Raw genomic sequence first — 25072 nt, forward strand, 5'->3', positions numbered from 1 at the left:
TAATTGCTTTTTAAATGTTAAATGGCTGTATAAAACTGTTTCTACATGAATAAGAATGAAAACTTGACCTACAATTTAAATCAATTCTGCACATGTAAGGAAATTCATCACCACCTCAATATATTAAAAGAAATAACCTTTCATACGTAAGCTAAAAAAGATTTACAATACAATGTCTAATTTATGTGAACCTTGAAGGTTAATCTTCACTTCACCTGAGTCTGTTTCTAACTGTCCACTTGAAATGGTGCTAACGGTGTTATACCCTTTAAGCAGAATGGAATAAGGAGATGCTGTCATATACGTCTCAATACCGATATGGTTACCATTTTTAATAGCTGTGATATGCCCAACATTCTTACCATCGAGCGTAGTTACAGAAGTTTCTGCTAGTACGTTATCTTGTAGTTGATAAATTGCAAAAGTAACATTTTCAGCAAATTCATAATCTGGTCGATCATGATTCTCTCCTAATGCTAAGATCGTATTTTCTTTAACGAATATAGGCATATCAAGGTAGGTACACTTTTCGCTTTTCCATGATCCACCTTTTACTACGTTCCCAGTTAATAAATGTGTCCAGTTTCCATTAGGTAAATAATACGTACCGACACCTTCTTCATTAAAGATAGGTGCGACTAATAGTGCATTACCAAACATATATTGTCGATCAAGTACATGTGTATTTGGATCTTCTGGAAAATCTAACAACATAGGCCGCATTACTGGTACACCTGTTAGGTGATTGTCAACGGATGTACGATAAATGTAAGGCATAAGTCTATTTTTTAATTTAGCAAAGTGTTTGGTTACCGCAACAGCTTCTTCATCATAAAGCCACGGGACACGATAAGAGGAGCTACCATGTAAACGACTGTGACTGGATAAAAGGCCAAATGCTGTCCACCGTTTAAATAAATCTGGACTTGCGGTATTTTCAAATCCACCAATGTCGTGACTCCAATAACCGAAACCAGATAGTGCTAGGGATAAACCTCCACGTAGACTTTCTGCCATTGATTCATATGTTGCATCACAATCACCACCCCAGTGTACAGGGAATTTTTGGCTTCCGACAGTAGCAGATCTTGCAAAAACAACTGCTTCTTGTTCGCCTTTTTCTTTCTTTAATAAATCAAATACTACTTCGTTATATTTATAGGAATAATAATTGTGCATCCGATCTGGATCAGAACCATCAAAATAAGCAACGTCCGTCGGTATTCTTTCACCAAAATCAGTTTTGAAGCAATCTACTCCCATATCTAACAGCTCTTTTAGTTTTGACTGATACCATCTACAAGCAGCAGGGTTTGTGAAATCAACAATTCCCATTCCAGCCTGCCATAAATCCCATTGCCATACATCGTCATTTTCCCTTTTGATTAGGTAACCTTGGTCTGCTGCTTCATCAAACAGTATCGATTTTTCTGCAATGTACGGATTAATCCATACGCAAATCTTTAACCCTTTTGCTTTTAAACGCTGTAACATTGATTCAGGATCTGGAAAAGCATCCTCATCCCATTTAAAATTACTCCATTCAAATTCTTTCATCCAAAAACAATCAAAGTGAAAAACGCTTAATGGAATATCACGTTCTGCCATTCCATCAATAAAGTGGTTGACTGTTTCTTCATTATAATCTGTTGTAAATGAAGTAGAGAGCCATAAACCAAAAGACCATGCAGGTGGTAGTGCTGGTTTACCAGCTAGTTGTGTATAATTGGTTAATACATCTTTAGGATTGGTACCGCTTACAATATAATACTCTAACATTTCACCTTCCACGCTAAACTGTGTTTTGGAAACTGCCTCAGCACCAACTTCAAAGCTAACATTTTCCGGGTGATTAACCAATACACCATAACCCCGATTGCTTAGGTAGAAAGGGATATTTTTATAGGCTTGCTCTGAACTTGTTCCACCATCTTCATTCCATATATCAACTACTTGCCCGTTTTTCACAAAAGGGGTAAAGCGTTCACCTAATCCATAAATATATTCACCGACATTGATGTTCAATTGACTACGGATATAACTTTCCTTCTCTGGTCCTTGAATCCATGCAATTCCTTTTGCATCTAACTGTGTGAGTTTTTTTTCATTATTGTAAAATTGAATTGTAAAAGGGTCTCGAATAACAGTAACTTTCATATTACCACTCGCAAAAACGGTTTCTTCTCCGTTATCAGTAAATTGCAATGGAATCGAATCATTACGTAGTGCAAAGTTAGGCGTTTTGTTTCTTGTTCCTTTATGGTGCCACGCTTTAACTTTTATGACATCTTCTAACGGTGAAGATAATTCAATCGTAAGGGAAGCGGTGTTTAATGTATCACCTCTATCATTGATAGGTTTACAAGGTGCATACAACGTTAATGTGTCCTTCGTTGAAGATGTATCACGAATAGTATGCGGATGATTAATTGTAAAGCCTTCTTTTGTAAGCCAGTATCCATCAGTGAATTTCATTCTTGACACTCCATTCATTCATTAATTGTCTGATTCTTTGCTAAACCATTTTGTTTACTTTCTAATTATAATTATATTGATATTTCATTGCTATTTATTGCACTATTCTAATATTTAATAACACAATTCTGATATAATGATCAAAAGGAGAGATGTATATGGATAAATTTATGTTGTTAGAGGATAGGGTACATGGAGACAAGATGTTTCCATTTCGGGTATACACAGTTGATTATCTAGATGGAGATGCCATTTTTAATGTGCATTGGCATCATGAATTGGAGTTCATTTATGTTGAAGAAGGCATAATTAATTTACAGATTGGAACGGAAAATCATACCTTAAGAAAAGGACATGCGTGCTATATACCAACTGGTCAGTTACATGGCGCCTTCCCGATAGACAACATGCCATTTAAACTCCGTGCAATCGTTTTTCATTTTGATTTATTAAGAAGTTTTAGTTACGATCGGATGGAATCTAATTATTTAGAGCAATTAGAAAATCCAACTATTTCAACTTCTGTTAGGCTGGAACCAGATGAAAATGGTGGGGAGATGTTGTGCATATTAAACAAGTTAATAGACGCCTACATAAATGAAAATCCTAGTTTGGAACTTGTAATAAAGGGCTATTTATTTTTATTATTTGCTGAAATGTTTGAAAAACAAGTCTGGAAGCATAATGATCAAATAAGTTTAAAAGATTCGAATAAAATTGCTTTACTAAAGTCTGTTCTAATATATATAAATAAAAATCATAGTCATAAACTGACTGTAATGGATTTAGCTACAGAAGTTCAAATGAGTGAAGGTCACTTTAGTAGGTTTTTTAAGTCTTTAGTTCGAATGACACCGATGGAATATATAAATAAAATAAGAATAAGTAATGCTTGTAAATTGTTACAAAAGACAGATAGAAAAATGATAGATATCGCAATGGACGTTGGTTTTACTAATCAAAGTTATTTTATTCGTCTATTTAAAAAGCATAAGGGTTGTACACCGATAGCTTATAAAAGAAAGCATATGTCAAGCGTTAATCTCCTCGACGATAAACACCGGGAGAAACCCCATATGCCTTCTTGAAAACACGATGAAAGTAGGGGTAAGTGCCAAAGCCACAGTTCTGTGCAATATGCTCTAACGTCATCGATGTGTATTTCATTTGATCAATCGCAGCCGATAAACGGATTTCCTGTGCATATCCCATTATCGTTTTGTTAACATATTGTTTAAATAAATGAGCAGAACGTGAAACACTTAATTCAATATGATCGGAAATAGCTTGAATAGAAAAACCGTTTGTGGCATTTTCTTCAATATAGCGCATCATTTTAGTGACAACAAAAGGTCTTGCATAAGAAGAGCGATCTTCAATTGCTCTTTCAATTAAGAGGCAGAGGCTTCTTGTTAAATTGCTCATTAATTCTTCATTTTTATCTGAGATTGGTCTGCGCTTTTCTGCAGCTAAATAACGCCAGAGTGACATGATTTTATCATCTAGCTCAATTCGCACCATCGATGGTTTTATGGAACGATCCCACCATTCATTCATCCAATCGCCATCAAAAATGAGATGGAAGTCACCGCTTGCTTGGCCTTCTGGAATTGATAATTGATAGAATTCACCAGGTGCAACAAGTAAGAGATCCCCTTTTTCAACAGCCAGTTCATCCTTCTTAACAATGGCTTTGCTCACTCCCTCTGTTTGTAAACGAAACAAATAAGAATCCAATCCATTTTTATGTGTCGCAAAATAACCATTTGTATGATAGGCATACCCACAATAACTAATTTCCATTTCAGATTCCTCTTTTCATTTGATAGCAAGATAATGCATGTTTTGATTATATCATTTATATGCATGCTAAAACAGATAAGATATGATAGATATAGTTAAGTAAGTATGAATGCTATTTTATTTTGTAATAAGAAAAGGTATATTAGTTAGTTTGAAAGCGCTGTATTTAATTAAGGTAAAAGGAGGAGTTAAAATGAAGCAATTACGTGTAGGAATAATAGGCTGCGGTAACATCTTCCCAATGCATGCCCAATCAATTAAGGATAGAGAGGATGCGGAGATAGTAGCTGTTTGTGACAGTAAAGAAGATAGGGCAAAGGAAAAAGCAGACCAACATAATTGTGCATTTTACACTGACTTTAATCAAATGTTTAAAGTGGAAAAGTTGGATGTAATTCATATTTGTTTGCCACACCATTTACATGCACCAGTAGCAATTGAAGCTGCAAAACAGAAGATTGCTATTTTAACAGAAAAACCAATGGCAATTAAATACGAAGATGCTGTAGAAATGGTAGAAACAGCAAGAGCAGAAAATGTGACACTGGGTGTTATTTTTCAAAATCGTTACAACCCAGGTTCTAAATTGATCAAAAGCATGTTAGTTAATGGCGAACTTGGCGAAATAAAAGCAGGTAAATTATCTGTTACTTGGGACCGTTCGGATGCTTACTATCAAAATAGTGATTGGAAGGGAACCTGGGATATGGAAGGTGGGGGTGTGATCATTGATCAAGCAATCCACACCATGGATTTGATGCGTTGGTTTGTAGATAGTGAGTTGAAGTATGTTGATGCATCGATAAGTAATCGAGCGCACGAGATTATCGAGGTTGAAGATGCTGCTGAGGGTGTTATCGCATATAAAAATGGTGTTATTACTGCTTTTCATGCGATTAATTATTATACGTACGATGCACCAGTGGAGATTGAACTTCATTGTGAAAAAGGCATTGCAAAGATGGTTGCAGATAGAGCAGTTGTCACGCTAAATGACGGTAGGGAATTCATTGCCGATAATAATCCATTAGAAACATTCGATTATGATTCTGGTGCGAAAGGATACTGGGGCGTAAGTCATGTGAAACAGATAAATAATTTCTATGATTCGCTACGTGATAATAAAACACCTACAATTTCTGGAGCTGAGGCTCTAAAAACACAACAGATGATCGCAGCAGTATATGAATCCGGGAAGAAAAAAGAGCGAATAAATTTTTAATAAGATAACTTTATAGAAGGAGGGAGTAACATGCAAGTAGTTGTATGGAATGAAAATCGTCATGAAAAAACAAATCCAGTCGTTTCAGATATTTATCCAAAAGGAATCCATGGGGCAATAGCGGACTTTTTGGAAAAGGAAGATACAGTTGAGGTGAAAACTGCGACATTAGATGAAGCTGAGCATGGCCTGACAGATGAAGTATTAAAGGATACAGATGTACTCGTTTGGTGGGGACACAAAGCACATGATGAAGTACAAGATGCTATTGTTGAAAAAGTACACAAACGTGTTTTAGAAGGTATGGGATTAGTCGTCTTACATTCTGGACACTTTTCAAAAATTTTCAAGAAACTTATGGGAACGACCTGTGATCTTAAATGGCGTGAAGCCGATGAAAAAGAACGATTATGGGTAGTTGACCCGAGTCATCCGATTACCACGGGTATTGGTGAATATATTGAACTAGAGAAAGAAGAAATGTACGGCGAACATTTTGATATCCCGACACCGGATCAACTTGTTTTTATTAGTTGGTTTGAAGGTGGCGAAGTGTTTCGTAGTGGTGCGACGTATCAGCGTGGAAAGGGAAAAATCTTTTATTTCCGTCCTGGTCATGAAACGTATCCAACGTATCATAACAAAGAAATTCAAACGGTCATTAAAAATGGTGTGAAATGGGTTAGTCCAACTGAAACTCCTACACCGATTTATGGAAACGCTAAACCTATTGAAGATATTTCGGAAAAATAAAGATTGTAAAGGAGTAGATATCTTGGAAAAGTTACGTATTGCAGTCATTGGTTGTGGAAGTATCGCCCAAAACCGCCATCTCGGAGAATATCATAGTCATACAGGTGTTGCTATTGTTGCAGTATGCGACATTGTTGAAGCGAGAGCAAAGGAAACAGGAGAAAAATATGGTGCTGTGTATTATACAGATTATAAAACACTATTAAAAGAGGAAAAAATAGATGCCGTAAGTGTTTGTCTACCAAACTATTTACATGCACCCGTTTCGATTGACGCATTAAAAGCAGGGTGTCATGTCTTATGTGAGAAACCAATGGCAACGTCACAAAAAGAAGCAGAAGATATGATTGGTGCTGCTCAAGATACTAATAAAAAATTAATGATAGGACATAATCAACGTTTTGTTGCGTCACACGTAAAAGCTAAAGAATTGATTGAAAAGAATGAACTAGGGAAAATTTATAGTTTTCGCACAACCTTTGGACATGGCGGACCAGAAAAGTGGAGTGCAGATGGAGCGGACAGTTGGTTTTTTAAAAAAGAAGAAGCATTTATTGGGGCAATGGGAGATTTAGGTGTGCATAAGGCTGATTTAATGCGCTATCTGTTAGGCGAAGAGTTTACCGAAGTGTCTGCTATTGTTGAGACAAATGCAAAAGAAAAGATAACGGTTGATGATAATGCCGTTTGTATTTTGCGAGCAGAAAGTGGTCTGATCGGTACGTTAACAGCGAGTTGGGCTTATAATGCTAAAGAAGATAATTCGACGATTATTTATGGGGAAAAGGCTGTGCTGCGTTTAGAAGATGACCCGGATTACGGACTTATTGTGCAATATACAAACGGCAATACGGTTAACTATCAACTTGGTAAAATTCAATCAAACGATGCCGGTGGACAGAAAACAACTCATGTAATCGATCATTTTATAACATCTATTGTAGAGAACAAAGAGCCACTTATAAATGGAGAAGAAGGTTTGAAATCACTAAATGTCATTCTAGCAGCACTTGAATCTAGTGAAACGAAGCGTGTAATTAAGATATAGATTAATCAATTTCATAATACCGATTTATCGTCATTAAGATATAACATATAGTCGGATTAAACCTTTCCGACTATATGTTGATGTAATATGACTTGTTAATGTAATTATGAAATTGACTCAGATAGGAGGAATTTCTTTTGAAATTAGGTGTGTTTACTGTATTATTGGCCGATAAATCGTTTGAAGAGATGTTATGTTACGTAAAAGAAGCGGGAGTAAAGGCAGTAGAGATTGGGACAGGTGGTTATCCAGGTAACGCACATTGTGATTTGGATGGGTTGCTAGAAAGCGAAGCGAAACGTCAAGCCTACCTGGATAAAGTTGAGGCATACGGCTTAACAATAAGTGCTTTTAGTTGTCATGGAAATCCACTTTCTCCAGACGCAAGTTTTGCAAATGATTCCCATCAAACTTTTATAAAAACGGTACAGTTAGCAAGTTTAATGGGTGTTCCAGTAGTTAATACATTCTCTGGTACACCAGGAGATCATGAAGGAGCTAAACATCCAAACTGGCCTGTAACACCATGGCCAAACGAGTATAGCGAGGTTCTAACATGGCAATGGGAAGAAAAATTAATACCATATTGGAAAGAGCAAGGAGCGTTTGCTGAAAAACATGGTGTGAAAATTGGTTTAGAGCTTCATGCAGGGTTCTTAGTTCACACGCCACATACGATGTTGAAATTACGAGCAGCGACAAATGATGCTATTGGTGCTAATTTAGATCCAAGTCATCTTTGGTGGCAAGGTATTGACCCAGTCGCAGCAATCAAAATTCTCGGTAAAGATAATGCAATTCACCATTTTCATGCGAAAGATACGTACATTGATCAAGATAACGTTAATATGTATGGTTTAACCGACATGCAGCGGTATAGCGACGTGCAAACCAGAGCATGGAGCTTTCGTTCGGTTGGATATGGACATAGCATGAACGAGTGGTCAAACATCGTTAGTGCATTAAGAACTTATGGTTATGATCATGTGATAAGTATTGAACATGAAGACCCAATTATGTCGATTGAAGAAGGATTCAAAAAAGCGATTAAAAACTTAAATAGCGTCAATATCGAAGAAGCACCAGCAGACATGTGGTGGGTCTAACACAAAAAAGTCAAAACAGCTTATGTTTTGACTTTTTTTGTGCAGACATTTTATTAAGTTACCACTTTGGTGCGGTTGTGTTCGCTTTTAACAACTCAATCCAGTTGGGATCTTGAATACGTAATAGTGAAAGGGAGATGCCTTTCATGTCGTAAGAAGTTAAGTGTGAGCCGACTTTAACAAATGTAATAGTAAGTTCTTCTAATTGCATCAGTCGACGAATATCGTTTGTAAAGACATATTGTTCTAAAAGAGGAGTCGATCCTAGCCCATTAACAAGTATGGCGAACGTTTCTCCAGGCTGCCATTTATAGATGCTTTTTAGTTTATTAACTAATTCAATTGCTAGACGTTCTGAAGAGGTAAAAGGTTCTTTACGATAGCCATGTTCACCATGAATGCCAATTCCGAAGTATACTTCATCATCTGCCAGTGTAAACGATGGCGTTGATTGATTAGGTGACGTAGCTGGTGTAAGCGCGACACCCAATGTGTGTAATGAATGAATGACCGTTTCACCCAATGCTTTTAATTCAGTTAAAGTGAATCCCGCTTTAGCTCCTTGACCAACTATTTTGTGGACAAAAATAGTGCCTGCAACTCCTCTTTTACGTTTATCATAGGATTGATTATCTTCAATTGAAACGTCATCATCAACAATAATATGCTCTAGCGTGTGTCCTTCAGCCTGTGCGATCTCTTTTGCTTGTAAGAAATTATCAACATCTTCTTTAAAATTCTTGATAATAAGCAATGTGCCCATTTGCTTATTGGCCAGTCGAATAGCAGCTACAATTTGATCAACTGTCGGTGGAATGAATAGTTCGCCACTAACCGCTGCGGTAAGCATTCCGTCACCAACATAGCCAAAGTGTGCCGGTTCATGACCACTGCCACCACCGCTTATGATAGCTACTTGGTCTTGACTTGCTATTGATTTTTGGTAAATAATTTTATTTTTACTATCATAACTAATATCTTGATTGTGTTCATAATAATAGCCTTGCAACATTTCATTAATAAGATCTTCTGTTTGATTTTTTATGTTTTTCATGACTGATCTCCACCTATAGGTACTTGTGATTGTTGAATCGCTTTTGTTAATTGATCATGAATGGATGTTTTGACGGTATTAGCCATATATTCTGGTTCTGGAGAACATGAATTTTCAATCCATTCTTTAATAAGCCCGACAAACCCGTGACTGTAAAAGGAAGCGATTATTTCTTTTTTATCTGTGTCTAGTGTGTTGTTTGAATGTACCAAAATGTCATTAATTGTTTTTAAATAAAGTGTACGTGTATGTTGAGATAAATAGTCAATAAATGAATTTTGTTCAGTGACATCTAATGCATTTTTGTAAAAAAGCTGATTTTGGTAAAAATAATCAAATAACTGATTAAAAATATTTTCCCATCTTTCATAATTAATAAAGTCGGAAATGTTTTCTTTTGTTTCATGTTGATAAATCCATTCAAGTAATTCGAATTTATCTTGAAAATGATAGTAAAAGGTTTGTCTGCGCATTTGACATGCTTTCATAATATCACTGACAGAGATTTTCACAAAAGGCTGACTTTTCATAAAACTTTTGAATGCGTTTGCAATTATTTTTTTTGTAATGATTGAACTGTTCATCATGTCATCATCCTCTATTGCTATTTTAGCTTGAATAACTAAAATTTGCGAGTAGTGATTCCAAATATTTTTCTGGTTTTTGACAGATTATCTCGATTGTCCGTTTTAATTAAAGCGTTTACAATTCATACTAGGAATAACAGCAATTGATCTTTTATTTAACGAATCAATTGCAAAAGAAGAGGAGGAATAGGCATGAAAAAAATTATCAATGAACCATCAAATGTCTTAGAGGAGATGTTAGAAGGTTTTGCGTATGCAAATAGTGACGTTGTCAATCGTTTGTCCGGTACAAGTGTACTATACAAAAAGGTGAAAGAAAGGGGCAAAGTAGCCCTCGTAAGTGGTGGTGGCAGTGGTCATGAACCGAGTCATGCGGGCTTTGTCGGAAAAGGTATGCTAGCGGCAGCAGTTTGTGGTGAAATTTTCACCTCACCTACGCCAGATCAAGTGTTCGAAGGAATAAAGGTTGCTGATCAGGGTGCTGGTGTTTTGTTAATTATTAAAAATTACACGGGAGATGTAATGAACTTTGAAATGGCAGCCGAATTGGCTGAAATCGAAGGTATTACAGTTGAAAAACTTATTGTCGATGATGATATTGCAGTAGAGGATAGTACCTATACTGCAGGAAAACGCGGTGTAGCAGGGACTGTAATTGTCCATAAGATACTTGGAGCTGCTGCGGAAAAAGGTTTAGCCCTGCATGAAGTAAAAGCACTAGGCGAACAACTTGTGGAACAAATAAAAACGATTGGTGTTGCCATCTCTGCTGCAACTGTTCCTGAAGTAGGTAAACCAGGATTTACATTGGCACCTGATGAAATGGAATACGGTGTTGGAATTCACAGTGAACCGGGTTATCGACGAGAAAAGTTGAAGGCGAGTAAGGCAATTGCAGAAGAATTAATTGCGCAATTAAAAAAAGCTTTTGTATGGGAAAAGGGTACACGATTTGGTGTCTTAGTTAATGGATTAGGCGCGACGCCGTTAATGGAGCAATATGTGTTTATCAATGATGTCAAAACATTGCTTGAATTAGAAGGGATTGACGTAGCCTTTAAGAAGGTTGGTTCACTAATGACTTCTATTGATATGGCTGGTGTATCGCTAACATTAGTCAAAATAGTTGATGACAAATGGATTGATTATTGGCATAGTCCTGTTCAAACAACAGATTGGTAAGAAGAGGAGGGATCGCATATGTTAACAGTCGAAAATACAATCGTCTGGCTACGAGATTTTGCAGAAAAGATTGAAACTGAAAAAGGGTATTTAAGTGAGTTGGATAGTGTGATCGGAGACGGTGATCATGGTTCGAACATGGCGCGTGGGGTAACAGCTATGGTTGAAAAATTAGATCAAGGAAATTTTTCATCAGTTGAAGAGGTCTTTAAGGTTGCTGCTATGGCGTTATTAGGTAAAATTGGTGGTGCGTCGGGTCCGTTATATGGTTCAGCTTTACTTGATATGGCGAAAGCCTCCGGTCAAGATACAACAGATATTGGATTAGTTGTATCAGCGGGCCTTACCGGAATTCAAAAGCGTGGTAAGGCCGAAGTCGGCGAGAAAACAATGGTTGATGTTTGGAGCCCTGTTGCCGAGCAGTTAGCTACCAAATCTTTAACGCGTGAATCGGTTGAAGAAATTGTTGATAAGACGAAAGCAATAAAGGCAACAAAAGGAAGAGCATCTTATCTTGGTGATCGTTCAATTGGTAATCTTGATCCTGGTGCTGTATCAAGTGGTTATTTCTTTTTATGCTTGTTGAAAGGGGATATCATAAATGGGTTGTAACTATGGTATTGTGATTGCCTCTCATGTACCGTCACTTGCATCAGGTGTTGCAACCTTGCTTCAAGAAAGCGCACCTAACATTTCTATTACGTTTGCTGGTGGGACAGATGATAATGAGATTGGTTCGAGTTTTGAGAAAATCACTGAAGCATTAAACAACAATAAAGCCGATGAGATATTTGCCTTTTATGACTTAGGTAGTGCGAAAATGACGCTTGAAATGGCAATAGAGATGACGGATAAAACGGTCCATTTAATGGATGTTGCTTTGGTTGAGGGTTCTTACGTAGCGGCGGCACTTGCTCAAGGTGATACAAGTATCGCTAACATTAAAGCGCAGCTTCTGCCATTAAAGATTAAGTGATGTCACGTTTTTGATTAAAGAAGTAACCGTACCGCGGCTACTTCTTTAATTTTTGTTATAAGTTCAGAATAAGTGTAAAGAAAAAAAGTTTGTTTATTGCCAATAATAATGACAACGTATACAATATAAGAAAATATGATAAAAGAATTGAAGTTAACATATCATGAATAACAAATATTTCTTTAAAAATTGTTAAATGGACTAAATTCTGTGACATAGCTATTAAGAACCCACGTCGGACAACGCTTATGCTTCCCTTTGAAACCATTTGCTGACAGGGAAAGAAAGGAAGCTACGTCGGAATTTTCATCAACTACGACGTAAATTACCCGCTAAGGAAGCAAATGGGCTCCCTTTCTGTGGGCACAGCCTCAGCTAACTTGGAAGCAAAGAACACTTCCAAGTGGATCTTCGGCTTGTGCTGTTCCCACTAGAGTGTCACCCATTTGCTTCCTTCGCTGATTAGAGAAACTAATTTCAAAAATGTTGTAACATTAATTACATAAATTGGTATTAGTCGCTAAAAACTGATGTGTCTGTCTATTACTAATATAGTTGATGACGTTTCAATTCAGTATGCAATAGGACACGTTTCACATATTTATAGACAAAACTAGCGAGCCCATTTCAATTGTGGAGCAGGTATGGAATCTACGTCGCAGTTTCTATCAATTGCGAGCTTTTAAAAGTAATAAAAGGTTACCAAAAGAGTCTTTCTTTAAAAAACAGATAAAAACAAGTAATTGTTTACCCATTACTCTAATTAGGGATGGTGAGAAAAAAATGGGATCATTAATAAAGGTACTTATTGTAGATGATGAGATGCTAATTAGACAGGGTATTTTACACTATGTTAATTGGGAAAAAGAAGGATTTGACATTGTTGGAGAAGCATCCAATGGTGTTGAAGCATTAGCACTCATTGAAAAGACAAAACCGGATATCATTATTACCGATATCGTCATGCCGGTTATGGACGGAACAGAGTTCATAAAACAATTAAAAAAGGAACATCCACAAATTGATGTGATTGTTTTAAGTAGTTTTAATAATTTTGATTATGTGCGTAGTACGTTTCAAAGTGGGGTAGCTGATTATATTTTAAAACCGAAGCTTGACGGAATTATATTGCTTGAGACACTAAAGCGCGTTGTTACGAACCGTTCACATGAAAAACAACTAGTAAATGTCGATGAAACAGTCGATCAGCAAAAATCAATAAGTGACTTATTTAAAAAGATTTTAGCAGGATATGCCTCAACAAGTGAGTTAGAGTTGTTGAAAAAAACTTTACCAAATGAAATGTGTTGTTTAGTTGAACTAAATGTGACGAATCTAGACGAGCAAACAGCAATCAAACCGTTAGAACAAATTGAATTCATTGTGCAATCATTAGAAGAGTCAGTTTGCCATTTGCTTGAGCGCACGGAGCGAGCGAGTACTTTTATTATAAATTTATCCATTGATGCGTATGACTTGCTCATCAAAACGATTACTGATCGTAATCATTTAACAAGTAAGTTTACCTGGCTAATAACAGAACAGTTTAATCACGTTGACCAATTACCAACTATTTATCAAGAACAGTTGGTCATGATGCGCAAGTATTTATTTTATTTAACGGATCACCGTGTCCTTCGATATGGTGAGCTCCCTGACGAAGTAAAGTCTGAAGTACCATTCGATCTGAATTACTTTATTGAATTATTTAAATACAAAAAGGTTGATGAATCGATTTATTATTTGAATAAACATATTGACTATTTAGGGCACGACTACAGAGGAGATAGTGTGGCATTTAAATCATTTTTAGGAAATATTATTTTTAATGTAATGGTCGTGATGGATCTTTTGAAATATGATACAAACGACTTTGAAAAAGATAAGTACGATTATTTTAACCAAATAAATAACGCGTATTCCGCTTCAGAGGCCCGAACTGCACTTGATCAGTTTATGTTAGAAATTAAAGCAATTATAAAAAAAGCAGATAGTAAATTGCAAACAACAAACATGAGTCTTCTACTCGCATATATTGATGAGCATTATTCTGAATCGATTAGTTTAACAGAATTGGCTAAACATTTTCACTTTAATCCGTCATATTTGTCTGCTTATTTTAGTACACATCACAATTTAGGGTTTAGTGAGTATTTGACACAAGTTCGTATTCAAAAGGCAAAAGAACTTTTGGAAAATAGCCAAATTTCCATTTCTGATATAAGTGGAATGATAGGTTACACCGATCATAGTTATTTTTGCAAAGTATTTAAGAAAAAGACCAATAAATCTCCAGGTAGTTATAGAAAAGATATGTTGAAATGAAAAAGCTTAAATGGATCAAGTTAATTGAAAAGAATAACTTATTTATTAAAATATTCTTTGTTACCGTCATTAGTATTACATTAGTATCCTTGTTGATCACCGTTAGTTCTATACGTGTATCAACAGAGCTTTTTTTAGACACGTTTAGTATTACGAATTCAAAAATCAACACACAAATACGTTCACAGTTTGAGTCATATAGTAATGCAGTGGTGACAACGTCCAATCAAATTGAAAACAATGGGACGATCAAGCGTGTTTTAAGTGAAGAAGAGTTTGATTCACTCAAGTTAGCGGGTTCTTATTATGATATTATCAATCAGCTTGATACGGTCTACTCAAATTTACAGCCATTGGGCGCTAATATGATTGTGACAGGTACAGAGAAACAATTGTATAATATGAATTACTCTTATTGGCCAACTTCATTGTCGCTCTTACAAGACCATCCGATTACGAAATATACATTAGCAACACCAGATAGAATTAATTATCATTTTATCGAACCTGAATTGCTTAATGGAGAGGCGATGTTAGTTTCAACCAAAGCTTTATCTGAATTATCATCTGATCGTATATACGGAATACTCTACATTTCCATTCGTGAAAAACAACTTAGAAGTTTTTATGAGGGATATACGAGTGAAGGTAATGATGTTTTACTACTTGATCGAAGTGGAAAGGTGATTTCAAGTAATAATGAAGAAATTATTGGTCGAGATAACTTTGAATTATTAGAGTATGCAAAAAAGGGTGATGATAAAGATATTGAGAGTCAGGATATCACACTTGAGAGCAGAGATTATCTCGTATTATCCGAATACATACCAGGTTTTGATATGTATTTAGTCAATCTGATTGATAAACAAAAGGTAACGAATAGTTTAATTAATACGCGTGAAATAATTATGATTAGTATTAGTACTGTTTTCTTTGCTGTAATTGGTGTATTTATCGTATCGCGTCGGATTACTAAGTCGCTGAGTCGATTAGTCACGCAAATTGCAAAGCAAACCAAACATGATTTTAGCAAGCGAATTGAAGAAACTGGTGGCTATGAAGCTAAAAAAATTGCACGAGCATTTAATTACACCTTAGACGAATTACAAGAGTATGTGAAGATTGTAGTTGAGTCACAGAAAAATCAACGTGACGCAGAACTAAGGGCATTGCAACATCAGATTAATCCGCATTTTCTCTATAATACATTAACAACAGTGAAATTCATGGTCATGCAAGAAAAAACTGAACAAGCGATGGAAACAATTCATGCGCTCATCTCCTTATTGCAAAGTGCATTAGGTGAAGTGAGTCAGACTGTTTCGGTTGAGCAAGAGATTGAAAATATGAAGTATTATGTATTTATTAATCAAGCGCGCTATGGTGAGCGTATTAAGGTGAATTATTTTATCGTGCCAGATGTGTTGCAATATCACATACCTAAACTTGTATTACAACCGTTTATCGAGAACGCCTTCTTCCATGGCTTTAATAAAAAGAAAGAAGGCTATATCCAAATTATGATTCATAAAGAAGCAGATACATTAGTATGTGAAGTTGTTGACGATGGGGATGGTATGCACATGAAAAAAGATCAATTCCCTTATGTGTATAAAGGTAAACGCCAAATGTTTAGTGGTATTGGTATGAGTAATGTACATGAACGCATCTTGTTGCTTTATGGAGATCGTTATGGTGTACAAGTCTCTAGTACGATCGGACACGGAACCAAAGTAGTTGTACGATTACCTTTAATTACAAAGTCCACTGATGAATAATAACTAAAAAAAATACCAATTTCTAAAGAAAGTACAACTGGTAATATGCTGCGTAATCTAATTACGTAAATTATTACAAGCAGATGTCTAAAGATCGTTCTAACGATCTTTTTTTTTTCGAGTTATACTAAGAATGTAGCGTAAGATAACGCTTACAAATAAGGGGAGGGTTACTTATGAAAAAGGTATTTTTATATTTATTTGCACTGGTTAGTGTATTGATTTTAGCGGCTTGTGGTGGAGATGATACTTCAGATGAGTCAACAGAAGGAACAGATGATACAGCAACTGAAGAGACGGATGGTGGAACACAAGAAATATCAGTTTGGGCTTGGGATCCTAACTTCAATATTGCTGCATTAGAACTTGCAGATGCGGCATATGATGGGGAGACAGAAATAGAGTTAGAGATCATTGAAAACGCGCAAGATGATTTAATTCAACGTTTAAACACAGGGCTAAGCTCAGGAACGACGCAAGGAATGCCTAACATTGTTTTAATTGAAGATTATCGCGCACAAAGTTTTTTACAATCATATCCAGAAGCTTTTTATCCATTAACGGATTACATTAATACAGATGATTTTGCGGCTTATAAAACAGAAACAACAAGCTTTGATGGTGAACAATATGGTTTGCCGTTTGATTCAGGTGTAGCTGGTTTTTATGTACGTACAGATTACCTTGAAGAAGCAGGATACACTGTTGAAGATGTAACAAATATTACATGGTCCGAATATGTAGAAATTGGTAAAGAAGTGAAAGAAGCAACAGGGAAAGACATGATTACATTAGATCCAAACGATTTTGGTTTAATACGGACAATGATTCAAACAGCAGGTACGTGGTATTTTGAAGAGGATGGTTCGACACCTAATTTAGCAGATAATGCGGCATTAGCAGAATCATTTGAAATTTACAAAGAAATGATGGAAGCAAATATTGTGAAAATGAACTCAGACTGGAGTCAGTTTGTTGGAGCATTTAATAGTGGAGATGTTGCAAGTGTACCTACAGGAAATTGGATCACACCAAGCGTAAAAGCAGAAGAATCACAAGCCGGTAATTGGGCAGTTGTTCCAGTACCACGTTTAGAAGTAGAAGGAAGTGTGAACGCTTCAAACTTAGGTGGTAGTTCATGGTATGTATTGAATACGGATGGTAAAGAAGCAGCGGCTGAATTTATGGCAAATACATTTGGTTCAAACGAAGCATTTTATGAAGAATTAGTAACAGAAATTGGTGCTATTGGTACGTATATTCCTGGTCTTCAAGGAGAAGCATTTAAATCTGAAGATGAGTTCTTTAATGGTCAACCAATTATATCTGATTTTACGGAGTGGACAGAAGAAATTCCAGCTGTCAATTACGGTATGCACACCTATGCAATTGATGATATTTTAATCAACGAAATGCAAAACTATTTAAATGGTGCAGAGTTATCAGAAGTGTTGAACAATGCACAATCACAAGCTGAAACGCAATTAAGATAAAAATAGAGAAATTGATCGTGAGATGCGCTCGGTAATCAAGACGATCGTATCTCATGTTCTTATTTTAATCGAAGGGAGTATAGTGGTATGAAACAACTCTTTAAAAAGAATAATATTGGTTGGATCTTTATCATAATATCTGTTATTGCCATTGCACTGTTTTATTTTTACCCAATGATCGACGCATTATTTTTATCGTTTCAATCAGGTATGGGGGCAACCTTAACCTTTACAGGATTAGATAACTGGAAACGACTATTTAATGACCCGACTTTTATTGCGGCATTAATAAATACGGTTACCTATTTAATTGTTCAAGTACCAGTCATGATTCTATTAGCACTGTTGTTTTCCTCTTTGTTAAATGATCAGACATTAAAATTTAGAGGTTTTTTTAGAACAGCAATATTTTTACCAGCAGTAACATCACTAGTTGCCTATTCTGTTATTTTTAAATATATGTTCAGCGGTGATGGAATTGCGAATCAATTTTTAATGAATCTATCGATTGTTTCAGATCCGATAAATTTCCTATCTGACCCCTTTTGGGCAAAGATCACTATTATATTAGCGATCACATGGCGTTGGACGGGTTACAATATGATATTCTACCTATCTGCTTTACAAAATATTGATAGATCAATTTATGAAGCAGCAAAAATTGATGGTGCGTCGTCTTTACAACAATTTTTAAAGATAACGATACCGATGTTAAAACCGATCATTTTATTTACAACAATTACATCAACAATTGGAACGCTTCAGATCTTTGATGAAGTTGTTAATATTACCGGTGGTGGACCGGGTAATTCTACTATATCTATTTCGCAATACATTTTTGATTTATCGTTTAAATACACACCTGATTTTGGATATGCTGCGACTGTAGCGTATGTCATTGTTATTCTAGTAGTAATTTTATCTACGCTTCAATTTAGATTGGCAGGTGACAAAAAATGAAAAAAATAAAAAGAATTTCGGTCTATACATTTTTGTCGATTGCTACGATCATTTCCATTTATCCATTCTTTTGGATGATTGTTAGTATGACAAATAAATCGGTTGATGTCACACAAGGTAGACAGCTTCCAGGTACACATTTGATTGAAAATTTAAAAAATCTATTTGAACAAGTAGATATTGTCACAGCCCTAACTAATTCAGCAATTATTGCAGTTGCTTCGACATTTTTGACATTGCTTCTTGCATCATTAGCAGGCTATGGCTTTGAAATGTATAAGAGTAAAGGAAAAGATATTGTCTTCAATATATTATTGATCTCGATGATGATCCCGTTTGCAGCAATAATGGTGCCATTGTATCGTCTATTTGGACGGATTTCACAAACAGCACCAATAATTGGAATTGATACACTAGCGGCAGCCTTTTTACCAACAATTACGACCGCGTTCTTCATCTTCTTCTTTAGACAAAATACAAAAATGTTTCCAAAAGATTTAATTGAGGCAGGAAGAATTGATGGATTAAGTGAACTTGGAATCTTTTTCCGAATATACGTACCAACTATGAAAACGACTTATGCAGCGGCTGCTATTATTGCCTTTATGAATAGTTGGAATAACTTCCTATGGCCATTAGTAGTCTTACAATCACCAGGGAATCAAACGATCCCATTGTTAATTTCTAATCTTGGTTCAAGTTATTCACCTGATTACGGTATGATCATGTCGGCAATTACGATTGCAACGCTACCTACAGCTATTGTGTTCTTCTTTATGCAAAAGCACTTTGTAGCCGGTATGATGGGATCTGTTAAAGGATAGTTAGCACGCAAAAAGCAAATTCAGGCTTGCTTTTTGCGTAAAATTAATAGAGTTGGAGGTTTATTATGCCTATTTTATTTAATGAAAAAACAAAAGAATTCCATCTTCAGTCAAGTAAAGTTAGTTATATTCTAAAAGTGCTTGAAAATAATCAATTAAGCCATGTGTATTTCGGTAAACACCTTAACCATCAGGACGACTTTACGCATTTATTTCATGCCATTCAAAGAAATAATACGTCTTACATCAATGATACAAGTGAGCCTTTGTCACTTGATTTGATCAAGCAAGAATATCCGGCTTATGGAACGACAGATTTTCGTGAACCTGCACATCAAATTTTACAGGAAGATGGTAGTCGGATTACCAACTTTGAATACGTCAATAATAAGATTTATAAAGGGAAACGCGGATTGGAGGGGTTACCTGCTACATATGTGGAATCAGAAGATGAAGCAACGACGTTAGAAATTACGTTATATGATCGTGTGATTGAAACAGAGCTGATTTTATCGTATACCATTTTTGAAACGTATCATGCGCTTACGAGATCAGCACGTTTTGTTAATCGCGGTTCAGCCGATGCGAATCTTTTACGTGCGCTTAGTGCAAGTTTTGATTTAAATGATAGTGAATATGAAATGGTCCATTTATCTGGTTCATGGGCACGTGAACGTCACGTGAAAAAACGTCCCCTTCAAGCTGGATTACAAAGTATTGCAAGTACGAGGGGAACAAGTAGTGCCCAACAAAATCCGTTTATTGCATTAAAACGTCCAGAAACGACAGAGAATGTAGGTGAAGTCTATGGCATGAGTTTAGTTTATAGTGGTAATTTTCTGGCCCAGGTTGAAGTTGATCATTATGATGTCACACGTGTCATGATGGGGATTAATCCATTTGATTTTAATTGGTTATTAGAAGCTGGCGGTTCATTTCAAACACCAGAAGTCGTGATGGTTTATTCTGATAAAGGGTTGAATGGTATGAGTCAAATTTATCATCAACTCTATCAAAATCGCCTTGCACGAGGGAAGTGGCGAGATCAAGAGCGTCCAGTTTTGATAAATAACTGGGAAGGAACGTATTTCGATTTTAACGAAACCAAAATTTTAGAAATGGCAAAAGAAGCAAAGCAACTAGGTGTTGAGTTATTTGTGCTTGATGATGGTTGGTTTGGAAAACGCAATGATGATACGACATCATTAGGTGATTGGTTTGTTGATCGTGATAAATTACCAAATGGTATCGCGCATTTAGCAAACGAAATTCGTGATTTGGGTCTTGACTTCGGTTTGTGGTTCGAACCCGAGATGGTTTCACCAATTAGTCAACTCTATATAGAACATCCAGATTGGATCATCCATGTAGCTGACCGCGATCGTTCGCAAGGGCGTAATCAATATGTGCTAGATTTCTCAAGAGAAGAGGTTGTAGATCATATTTTCGAAGTGATGGCTGCGGTCTTAAAAGATGCACCGATTTCATATGTGAAATGGGATATGAACCGATACATGACAGAAATAGGTTCGGTAACTTTACCACCTGAACGTCAACAAGAGTTACCACATCGCTATATTCTAGGGGTATATCAATTATACGAACGTTTAATCACAGCATTTCCTACTATATTATTTGAATCGTGTTCAAGTGGTGGATGTCGATTTGATCCTGGCATGCTTTATTATGCGCCACAAGCTTGGACGAGTGATAATACAGATGCCGTCGAGCGCTTGATGATTCAGTATGGTACCTCAATGGTTTATCCGATTTCATCGATGGGTGCTCATGTATCTGCGGTACCGAATCATCAAGTGAATCGAATAACTAGTATGGATATGCGTGCTGCTGTTGCTTATTTTGGCATGTTTGGTTATGAGTTAGATGTAACAACCATGTCTGACGCCGATAAGGAAAAGGTTTCAGAACAGGTCCGCTTTTATCAGGAAAACCGTAAGTTAATCCAGACAGGCCGTTTTTATAGGTTACTAAGTCCATTTGAAGGCGATCAGAATAATGCGAGTTGGATGGTTGTCTCAGAAGATAAACAAGAAGCACTTGTCGGCTATTATCAAATTTTATCACGTCCAAATCCAGTAGGAAGACGCATTCGATTGACAGGACTAGACCCAGAACAACGGTATCAGATTGATGGAATCGACGGCTATTTCTATGGTGATCAATTGTTACAAGCAGGAATTGAAATTGACCGCTATCGTACGACTGGTGAACATGGTGATTTTACTTCTGAACTATTTAAATTAACACGCGTATAGTAATAAAATTTTTAAAGTTAGGATGATTAATGATGACAAAAAGATTAGAGAAATTCATATATAGTCCACCAGAAAATGGTTATCCTGAATGGAATAATAATCCTGATATTTTTCAGCTTAATCGTCGAGAAGCGCATGCAACATTGATGTCCTATCCTACAAAAGAGGAAGCTTTAGTAGGTGATTGTACTACTTCAAAAAATTATCAATCATTAAATGGCATGTGGCAATTTGCATATTGCGATGAACCAACCAGTCGTATAACAGACTTTTACCGCCAGGATTTTGACCATAGTAAATGGGATCAAATAAAAGTGCCGAGTCATTGGCAACTGCAAGGGTACGATTATCCACAATATACAAATACAACGTATCCTTGGGTAGAAAAGGAAGATATTAAAGCGCCATTTGCACCGACAAATTATAATCCAGTAGGTCAATATGTACGGACTTTTACTGTACCAGTGGATTGGAAAGACCAGCCGATTTATTTGAATTTCCAAGGCGTTGAGTCTGCGTTTTATCTTTGGGTAAATGGTGACTTTGTTGGATATAGTGAGGATACGTTTACACCAGCTGAATTTGATTTAACACCCTATCTGATTGATGGTGAAAACAAGTTAGCGGTTGAAGTGTATCGGTGGAGTGATGCAAGTTGGTTGGAGGATCAAGATTTTTGGCGGTTAAGCGGGATTTTTCGTGATGTTTACATCTATAAAATGCCGACTATGCATATCGATGATTTCTTTGTGAATACGCATTTGGATGATAAATATCAAGATGCTGATTTGGTTATAGATGCGAAAGTAATCGACTATTTTAAATCAATGCAGTCGGTTGATTTTGAGGCGATGCTTTATGATCAGATGGGTAAGCCCGTATTAGATGACCCCTTGTTGACAGATGTGCATTTTCAGAACGATGATGTAGTTCGACCTACACTTAAAACGATGATTAAAAATCCGAACAAATGGAGTGCAGAAAGTCCTTATTTGTACACATTAGTACTGAGCTTATATGATCAAAGTGGGCAATTACTTGAAGCGAAAAGCAGTAAAGTCGGTTTTAGGAAATTTGAATTGAAGGATAATTTGATGAAAATAAATGGCAAGCGGATTGTTTTTAAAGGAACAAATCGCCATGAATTTGCATCTGATAAGGGTCGCGCTGTTACGTATGATGATATGGTTGCTGATATTAAGTTGATGAAAAAATTTAATATTAACGCGGTACGTACATCACACTATCCGAATAATCCATTATGGTATGAGTTATGTGATCAATATGGACTTTATGTTATTGATGAAACGAATTTAGAGACGCATGGCACATGGGTTTACGGTCAAGAAGGATTAGCTGAAACCGTACCTGGTAGTCGTCCTGAATGGACCGAAAATGTGTTAGATCGCTGTAAGTCAATGTTCGAACGTGATAAAAACCATCCATCAATTGTTATCTGGTCATTAGGTAATGAATCGTTTGGCGGTGATAACTTCTTGAAAATGCATGATTATTTTAAGAAGAATGACCCATCGCGTCTTGTCCATTATGAAGGTGTATTCCATTATCGTGAATCAGAAGCGGCTTCAGACATAGAAAGTACCATGTATGTTTCACCAGAAGGTATTGAGCAATATGCTAAAGTAGCGGAAGATGGCACAAAGCCATATATTTTATGTGAGTACAGTCATGCGATGGGTAACTCCTTAGGTGATTTTCATAAGTATACAGAACTATTTGATACGTACCCAATTTTACAAGGTGGATTTATTTGGGATTGGAAGGATCAATCCTTATTAACAGAAACAGCAGACGGGACTCCTTATCTTGCGTATGGAGGAGCTTTTGGTGAATCGCCACACGATGGTAACTTCGCAGGAAATGGTTTGATTTTTGGCGATGGTACAATCAGCCCGAAAATCCATGAAGTAAAGCGTTGTTATCAACAAGTAGACTTCAGTTCGATTAACCTTGAAAAAAGACAGTTTAACCTAAGTAATAAATTTCTATTTACTAATGTTAGTGATTATTTAGTAGAATGGTTAGTTACGAAGAATGGTGAAGTAGAGCAAACGGGTGAAATAACAATTGATTGTGAGCCAGGGGAGTCAACAGATTTTACCCTTGATTATGCATTACCCCATGTGTTTGATGACCAAGTTGAATATATAGTAACACTTAGTCTGAAAGAGCGTGTTGAACGTTTATGGTGTGAACCTGGACATGAAATCGCCTTTGGTCAATTTATTTTACCGATAAAACAAGCTGAATTACAAGAAGTAAAAGCGGTGATAGGAGCAGTTGAAATCCAGGTTAAAAGTGATTTGCTTGTTGTTTCAGGGGATGATTTCTCGGTAGGATTTGATCAGGTAACAGGTATACTTACTTCCTATCAGGTTAATGACAAAGAGCTACTTAAAGAAGGATTAGTACCAAACTTCTGGCGTGCGATGACTGATAATGATCGTGGAAATCAGTTGGATCAGCGTAGTGCAATCTGGCGTAGTGTTGGTGAGACACGAGAATTAACAGCTTTTACTTATCAGGCAAATAAAGATCGTATTATTGTTAAGACAGTGTATCAGTTGCCTACAGCTAATAATTCAAAATTAGAACTTGTCTATACAGTAAGCGGTTTAGGTGAGGTCAAAATTGATTATATTTTTGAACCAGGTGAAGGGTTACCGGAAATCCCGGAAATAGGTATGAAGTTAACGATGCCAGTCGAATTTGATCAATTAAGTTGGTATGGTAAAGGCCCGCAAGAATCTTATTGGGATAAACAAAAGGGTGCTAAAATTGGTCGTTACCAAGGGAAAGTAGCCGATCAGTATGTGCCATATTTGAAACCACAAGAGTGTGGGAATAAGGTAGGCGTGAGATCTGGAAAGGTTTATCGGGCTGATGGCATTGGTCTAGAAGTTAGTGGACAACCAACAGTTGAGTTAAGCGTACTACCGTATACAGCAAAACAATTAGAAGAAAGTAACTATGGATTTGAATTACCAAAGTCGGACCAGACTGTTGTACGTATTAACCTCCGCCAAATGGGAGTTGGTGGTGATGATAGTTGGGGTCAAAAAACACACAAAGATGTAACCTTGTTCGCTAATCAATTTTATAGATATTCTTTTACCTTAAAAGGTAACTAAGAAAAACACATTAAGGACTCTAAATAGAAAACTCGTCAAATAGATTTTATTTGACGGG

19 protein-coding genes are annotated in these 25072 nt (G+C 36.4%); 15 read left to right on the top strand and 4 right to left on the bottom strand.

Translation table 11 applies throughout. The features are described from left to right. Positions 1 to 162: 162 nt before the first annotated feature. A complete protein-coding gene (gene yicI, locus D2K60_RS13295) occupies positions 163 to 2475 on the bottom strand; it encodes an alpha-xylosidase (protein ID WP_117169943.1) in 2313 nt (770 codons plus the stop codon). 158 nt (positions 2476 to 2633) lie between these two features. Here yicI and D2K60_RS13300 point away from each other — a divergent pair, with 158 nt between their 5' ends. Next, on the top strand, positions 2634 to 3563 hold the full coding sequence (locus tag D2K60_RS13300; protein WP_162880750.1) for an AraC family transcriptional regulator: 930 nt from the start codon (positions 2634 to 2636) through the stop codon (positions 3561 to 3563). Here D2K60_RS13300 and D2K60_RS13305 read toward each other — a convergent pair. Further along, positions 3514 to 4278, bottom strand: a complete 765-nt coding sequence (locus D2K60_RS13305) for an AraC family transcriptional regulator (RefSeq protein WP_117169941.1) — start codon at positions 4276 to 4278, stop codon at positions 3514 to 3516. The two genes, D2K60_RS13300 and D2K60_RS13305, sit on opposite strands and share 50 nt — an antisense overlap. A gap of 193 nt (positions 4279 to 4471) precedes the next feature. Between D2K60_RS13305 and D2K60_RS13310 the strand changes: the two genes are divergently transcribed. The 4 genes from D2K60_RS13310 to D2K60_RS13325 all read left to right on the top strand — a co-directional run bounded on the left by D2K60_RS13310 (position 4472) and on the right by D2K60_RS13325 (position 8407). After that, positions 4472 to 5500 carry a Gfo/Idh/MocA family protein gene (locus tag D2K60_RS13310; protein ID WP_117169940.1) on the top strand — a complete coding sequence of 343 codons (1029 nt, stop codon included), beginning with the start codon at positions 4472 to 4474 and terminating at the stop codon, positions 5498 to 5500. 30 nt (positions 5501 to 5530) lie between these two features. Beyond that, positions 5531 to 6253 carry a ThuA domain-containing protein gene (locus D2K60_RS13315; RefSeq protein ID WP_117169939.1) on the top strand — a complete coding sequence of 241 codons (723 nt, stop codon included), beginning with the start codon at positions 5531 to 5533 and terminating at the stop codon, positions 6251 to 6253. Positions 6254 to 6275: 22 nt separating this feature from the next. Beyond that, on the top strand, positions 6276 to 7301 hold the full coding sequence (locus tag D2K60_RS13320) for a Gfo/Idh/MocA family protein (RefSeq protein ID WP_117169938.1): 1026 nt from the start codon (positions 6276 to 6278) through the stop codon (positions 7299 to 7301). A 137-nt stretch (positions 7302 to 7438) separates the two neighbouring features. Beyond that, a complete protein-coding gene (locus D2K60_RS13325; RefSeq protein ID WP_117169937.1) occupies positions 7439 to 8407 on the top strand; it encodes a sugar phosphate isomerase/epimerase family protein in 969 nt (322 codons plus the stop codon). 58 nt (positions 8408 to 8465) lie between these two features. On the opposite strand, the gene dhaQ is transcribed toward D2K60_RS13325, so the two are convergent. Next, positions 8466 to 9461 (bottom strand): DhaKLM operon coactivator DhaQ, encoded by a 996-nt coding sequence (dhaQ, locus tag D2K60_RS13330; RefSeq protein ID WP_117169936.1) that lies wholly within the window; start codon positions 9459 to 9461, stop codon positions 8466 to 8468. Then, a complete protein-coding gene (dhaS, locus tag D2K60_RS13335) occupies positions 9458 to 10045 on the bottom strand; it encodes a dihydroxyacetone kinase transcriptional activator DhaS (protein WP_117169935.1) in 588 nt (195 codons plus the stop codon). The genes dhaQ and dhaS overlap by 4 nt, the downstream gene beginning before the upstream one ends. 195 nt (positions 10046 to 10240) lie before the next feature. On the opposite strand from dhaS, the gene dhaK reads away from it, so the two are divergent. The 10 genes from dhaK (at position 10241) to lacZ (ending at position 25014) form a co-directional block, all read left to right on the top strand. Further along, positions 10241 to 11230, top strand: a complete 990-nt coding sequence (gene dhaK / locus D2K60_RS13340; RefSeq protein ID WP_117169934.1) for a dihydroxyacetone kinase subunit DhaK — start codon at positions 10241 to 10243, stop codon at positions 11228 to 11230. An 18-nt stretch (positions 11231 to 11248) separates the two neighbouring features. Then, complete coding sequence (dhaL, locus tag D2K60_RS13345) at positions 11249 to 11842, top strand: dihydroxyacetone kinase subunit DhaL (RefSeq protein ID WP_117169933.1); 594 nt, start codon at positions 11249 to 11251, stop codon at positions 11840 to 11842. Beyond that, on the top strand, positions 11832 to 12206 hold the full coding sequence (gene dhaM, locus D2K60_RS13350; RefSeq protein WP_117169932.1) for a dihydroxyacetone kinase phosphoryl donor subunit DhaM: 375 nt from the start codon (positions 11832 to 11834) through the stop codon (positions 12204 to 12206). Before dhaL ends, dhaM begins: the two co-directional genes overlap by 11 nt. Positions 12207 to 12989: 783 nt before the next feature. Further along, positions 12990 to 14531, top strand: coding sequence for a response regulator transcription factor (locus tag D2K60_RS13355; RefSeq protein ID WP_117169931.1), 1542 nt, complete (start codon positions 12990 to 12992; stop codon positions 14529 to 14531). Further along, entirely contained in the window at positions 14528 to 16309 is a 1782-nt protein-coding gene (locus D2K60_RS13360) for a sensor histidine kinase (RefSeq protein WP_117169930.1), read from the top strand. The genes D2K60_RS13355 and D2K60_RS13360 overlap by 4 nt, the downstream gene beginning before the upstream one ends. Positions 16310 to 16485: 176 nt before the next feature. Beyond that, the gene (locus tag D2K60_RS13365) at positions 16486 to 17802 is read left to right on the top strand and encodes an ABC transporter substrate-binding protein (protein WP_117169929.1); all 1317 of its coding nucleotides are present in this window, start codon (positions 16486 to 16488) and stop codon (positions 17800 to 17802) included. Positions 17803 to 17889: 87 nt separating this feature from the next. Then, positions 17890 to 18762 carry a carbohydrate ABC transporter permease gene (locus tag D2K60_RS13370; RefSeq protein ID WP_117169928.1) on the top strand — a complete coding sequence of 291 codons (873 nt, stop codon included), beginning with the start codon at positions 17890 to 17892 and terminating at the stop codon, positions 18760 to 18762. Beyond that, positions 18759 to 19586, top strand: coding sequence for a carbohydrate ABC transporter permease (locus D2K60_RS13375; RefSeq protein WP_117169927.1), 828 nt, complete (start codon positions 18759 to 18761; stop codon positions 19584 to 19586). Before D2K60_RS13370 ends, D2K60_RS13375 begins: the two co-directional genes overlap by 4 nt. Before the next feature lie 65 nt (positions 19587 to 19651). Then, a complete protein-coding gene (locus D2K60_RS13380; RefSeq protein WP_117169926.1) occupies positions 19652 to 21862 on the top strand; it encodes an alpha-galactosidase in 2211 nt (736 codons plus the stop codon). A gap of 32 nt (positions 21863 to 21894) precedes the next feature. Further along, entirely contained in the window at positions 21895 to 25014 is a 3120-nt protein-coding gene (gene lacZ / locus D2K60_RS13385; protein WP_117169925.1) for a beta-galactosidase, LacZ type, read from the top strand. The last annotated feature ends 58 nt before the right edge of the window (positions 25015 to 25072 follow it).

It is taken from the genome of Paraliobacillus sediminis, assembly GCF_003426055.1.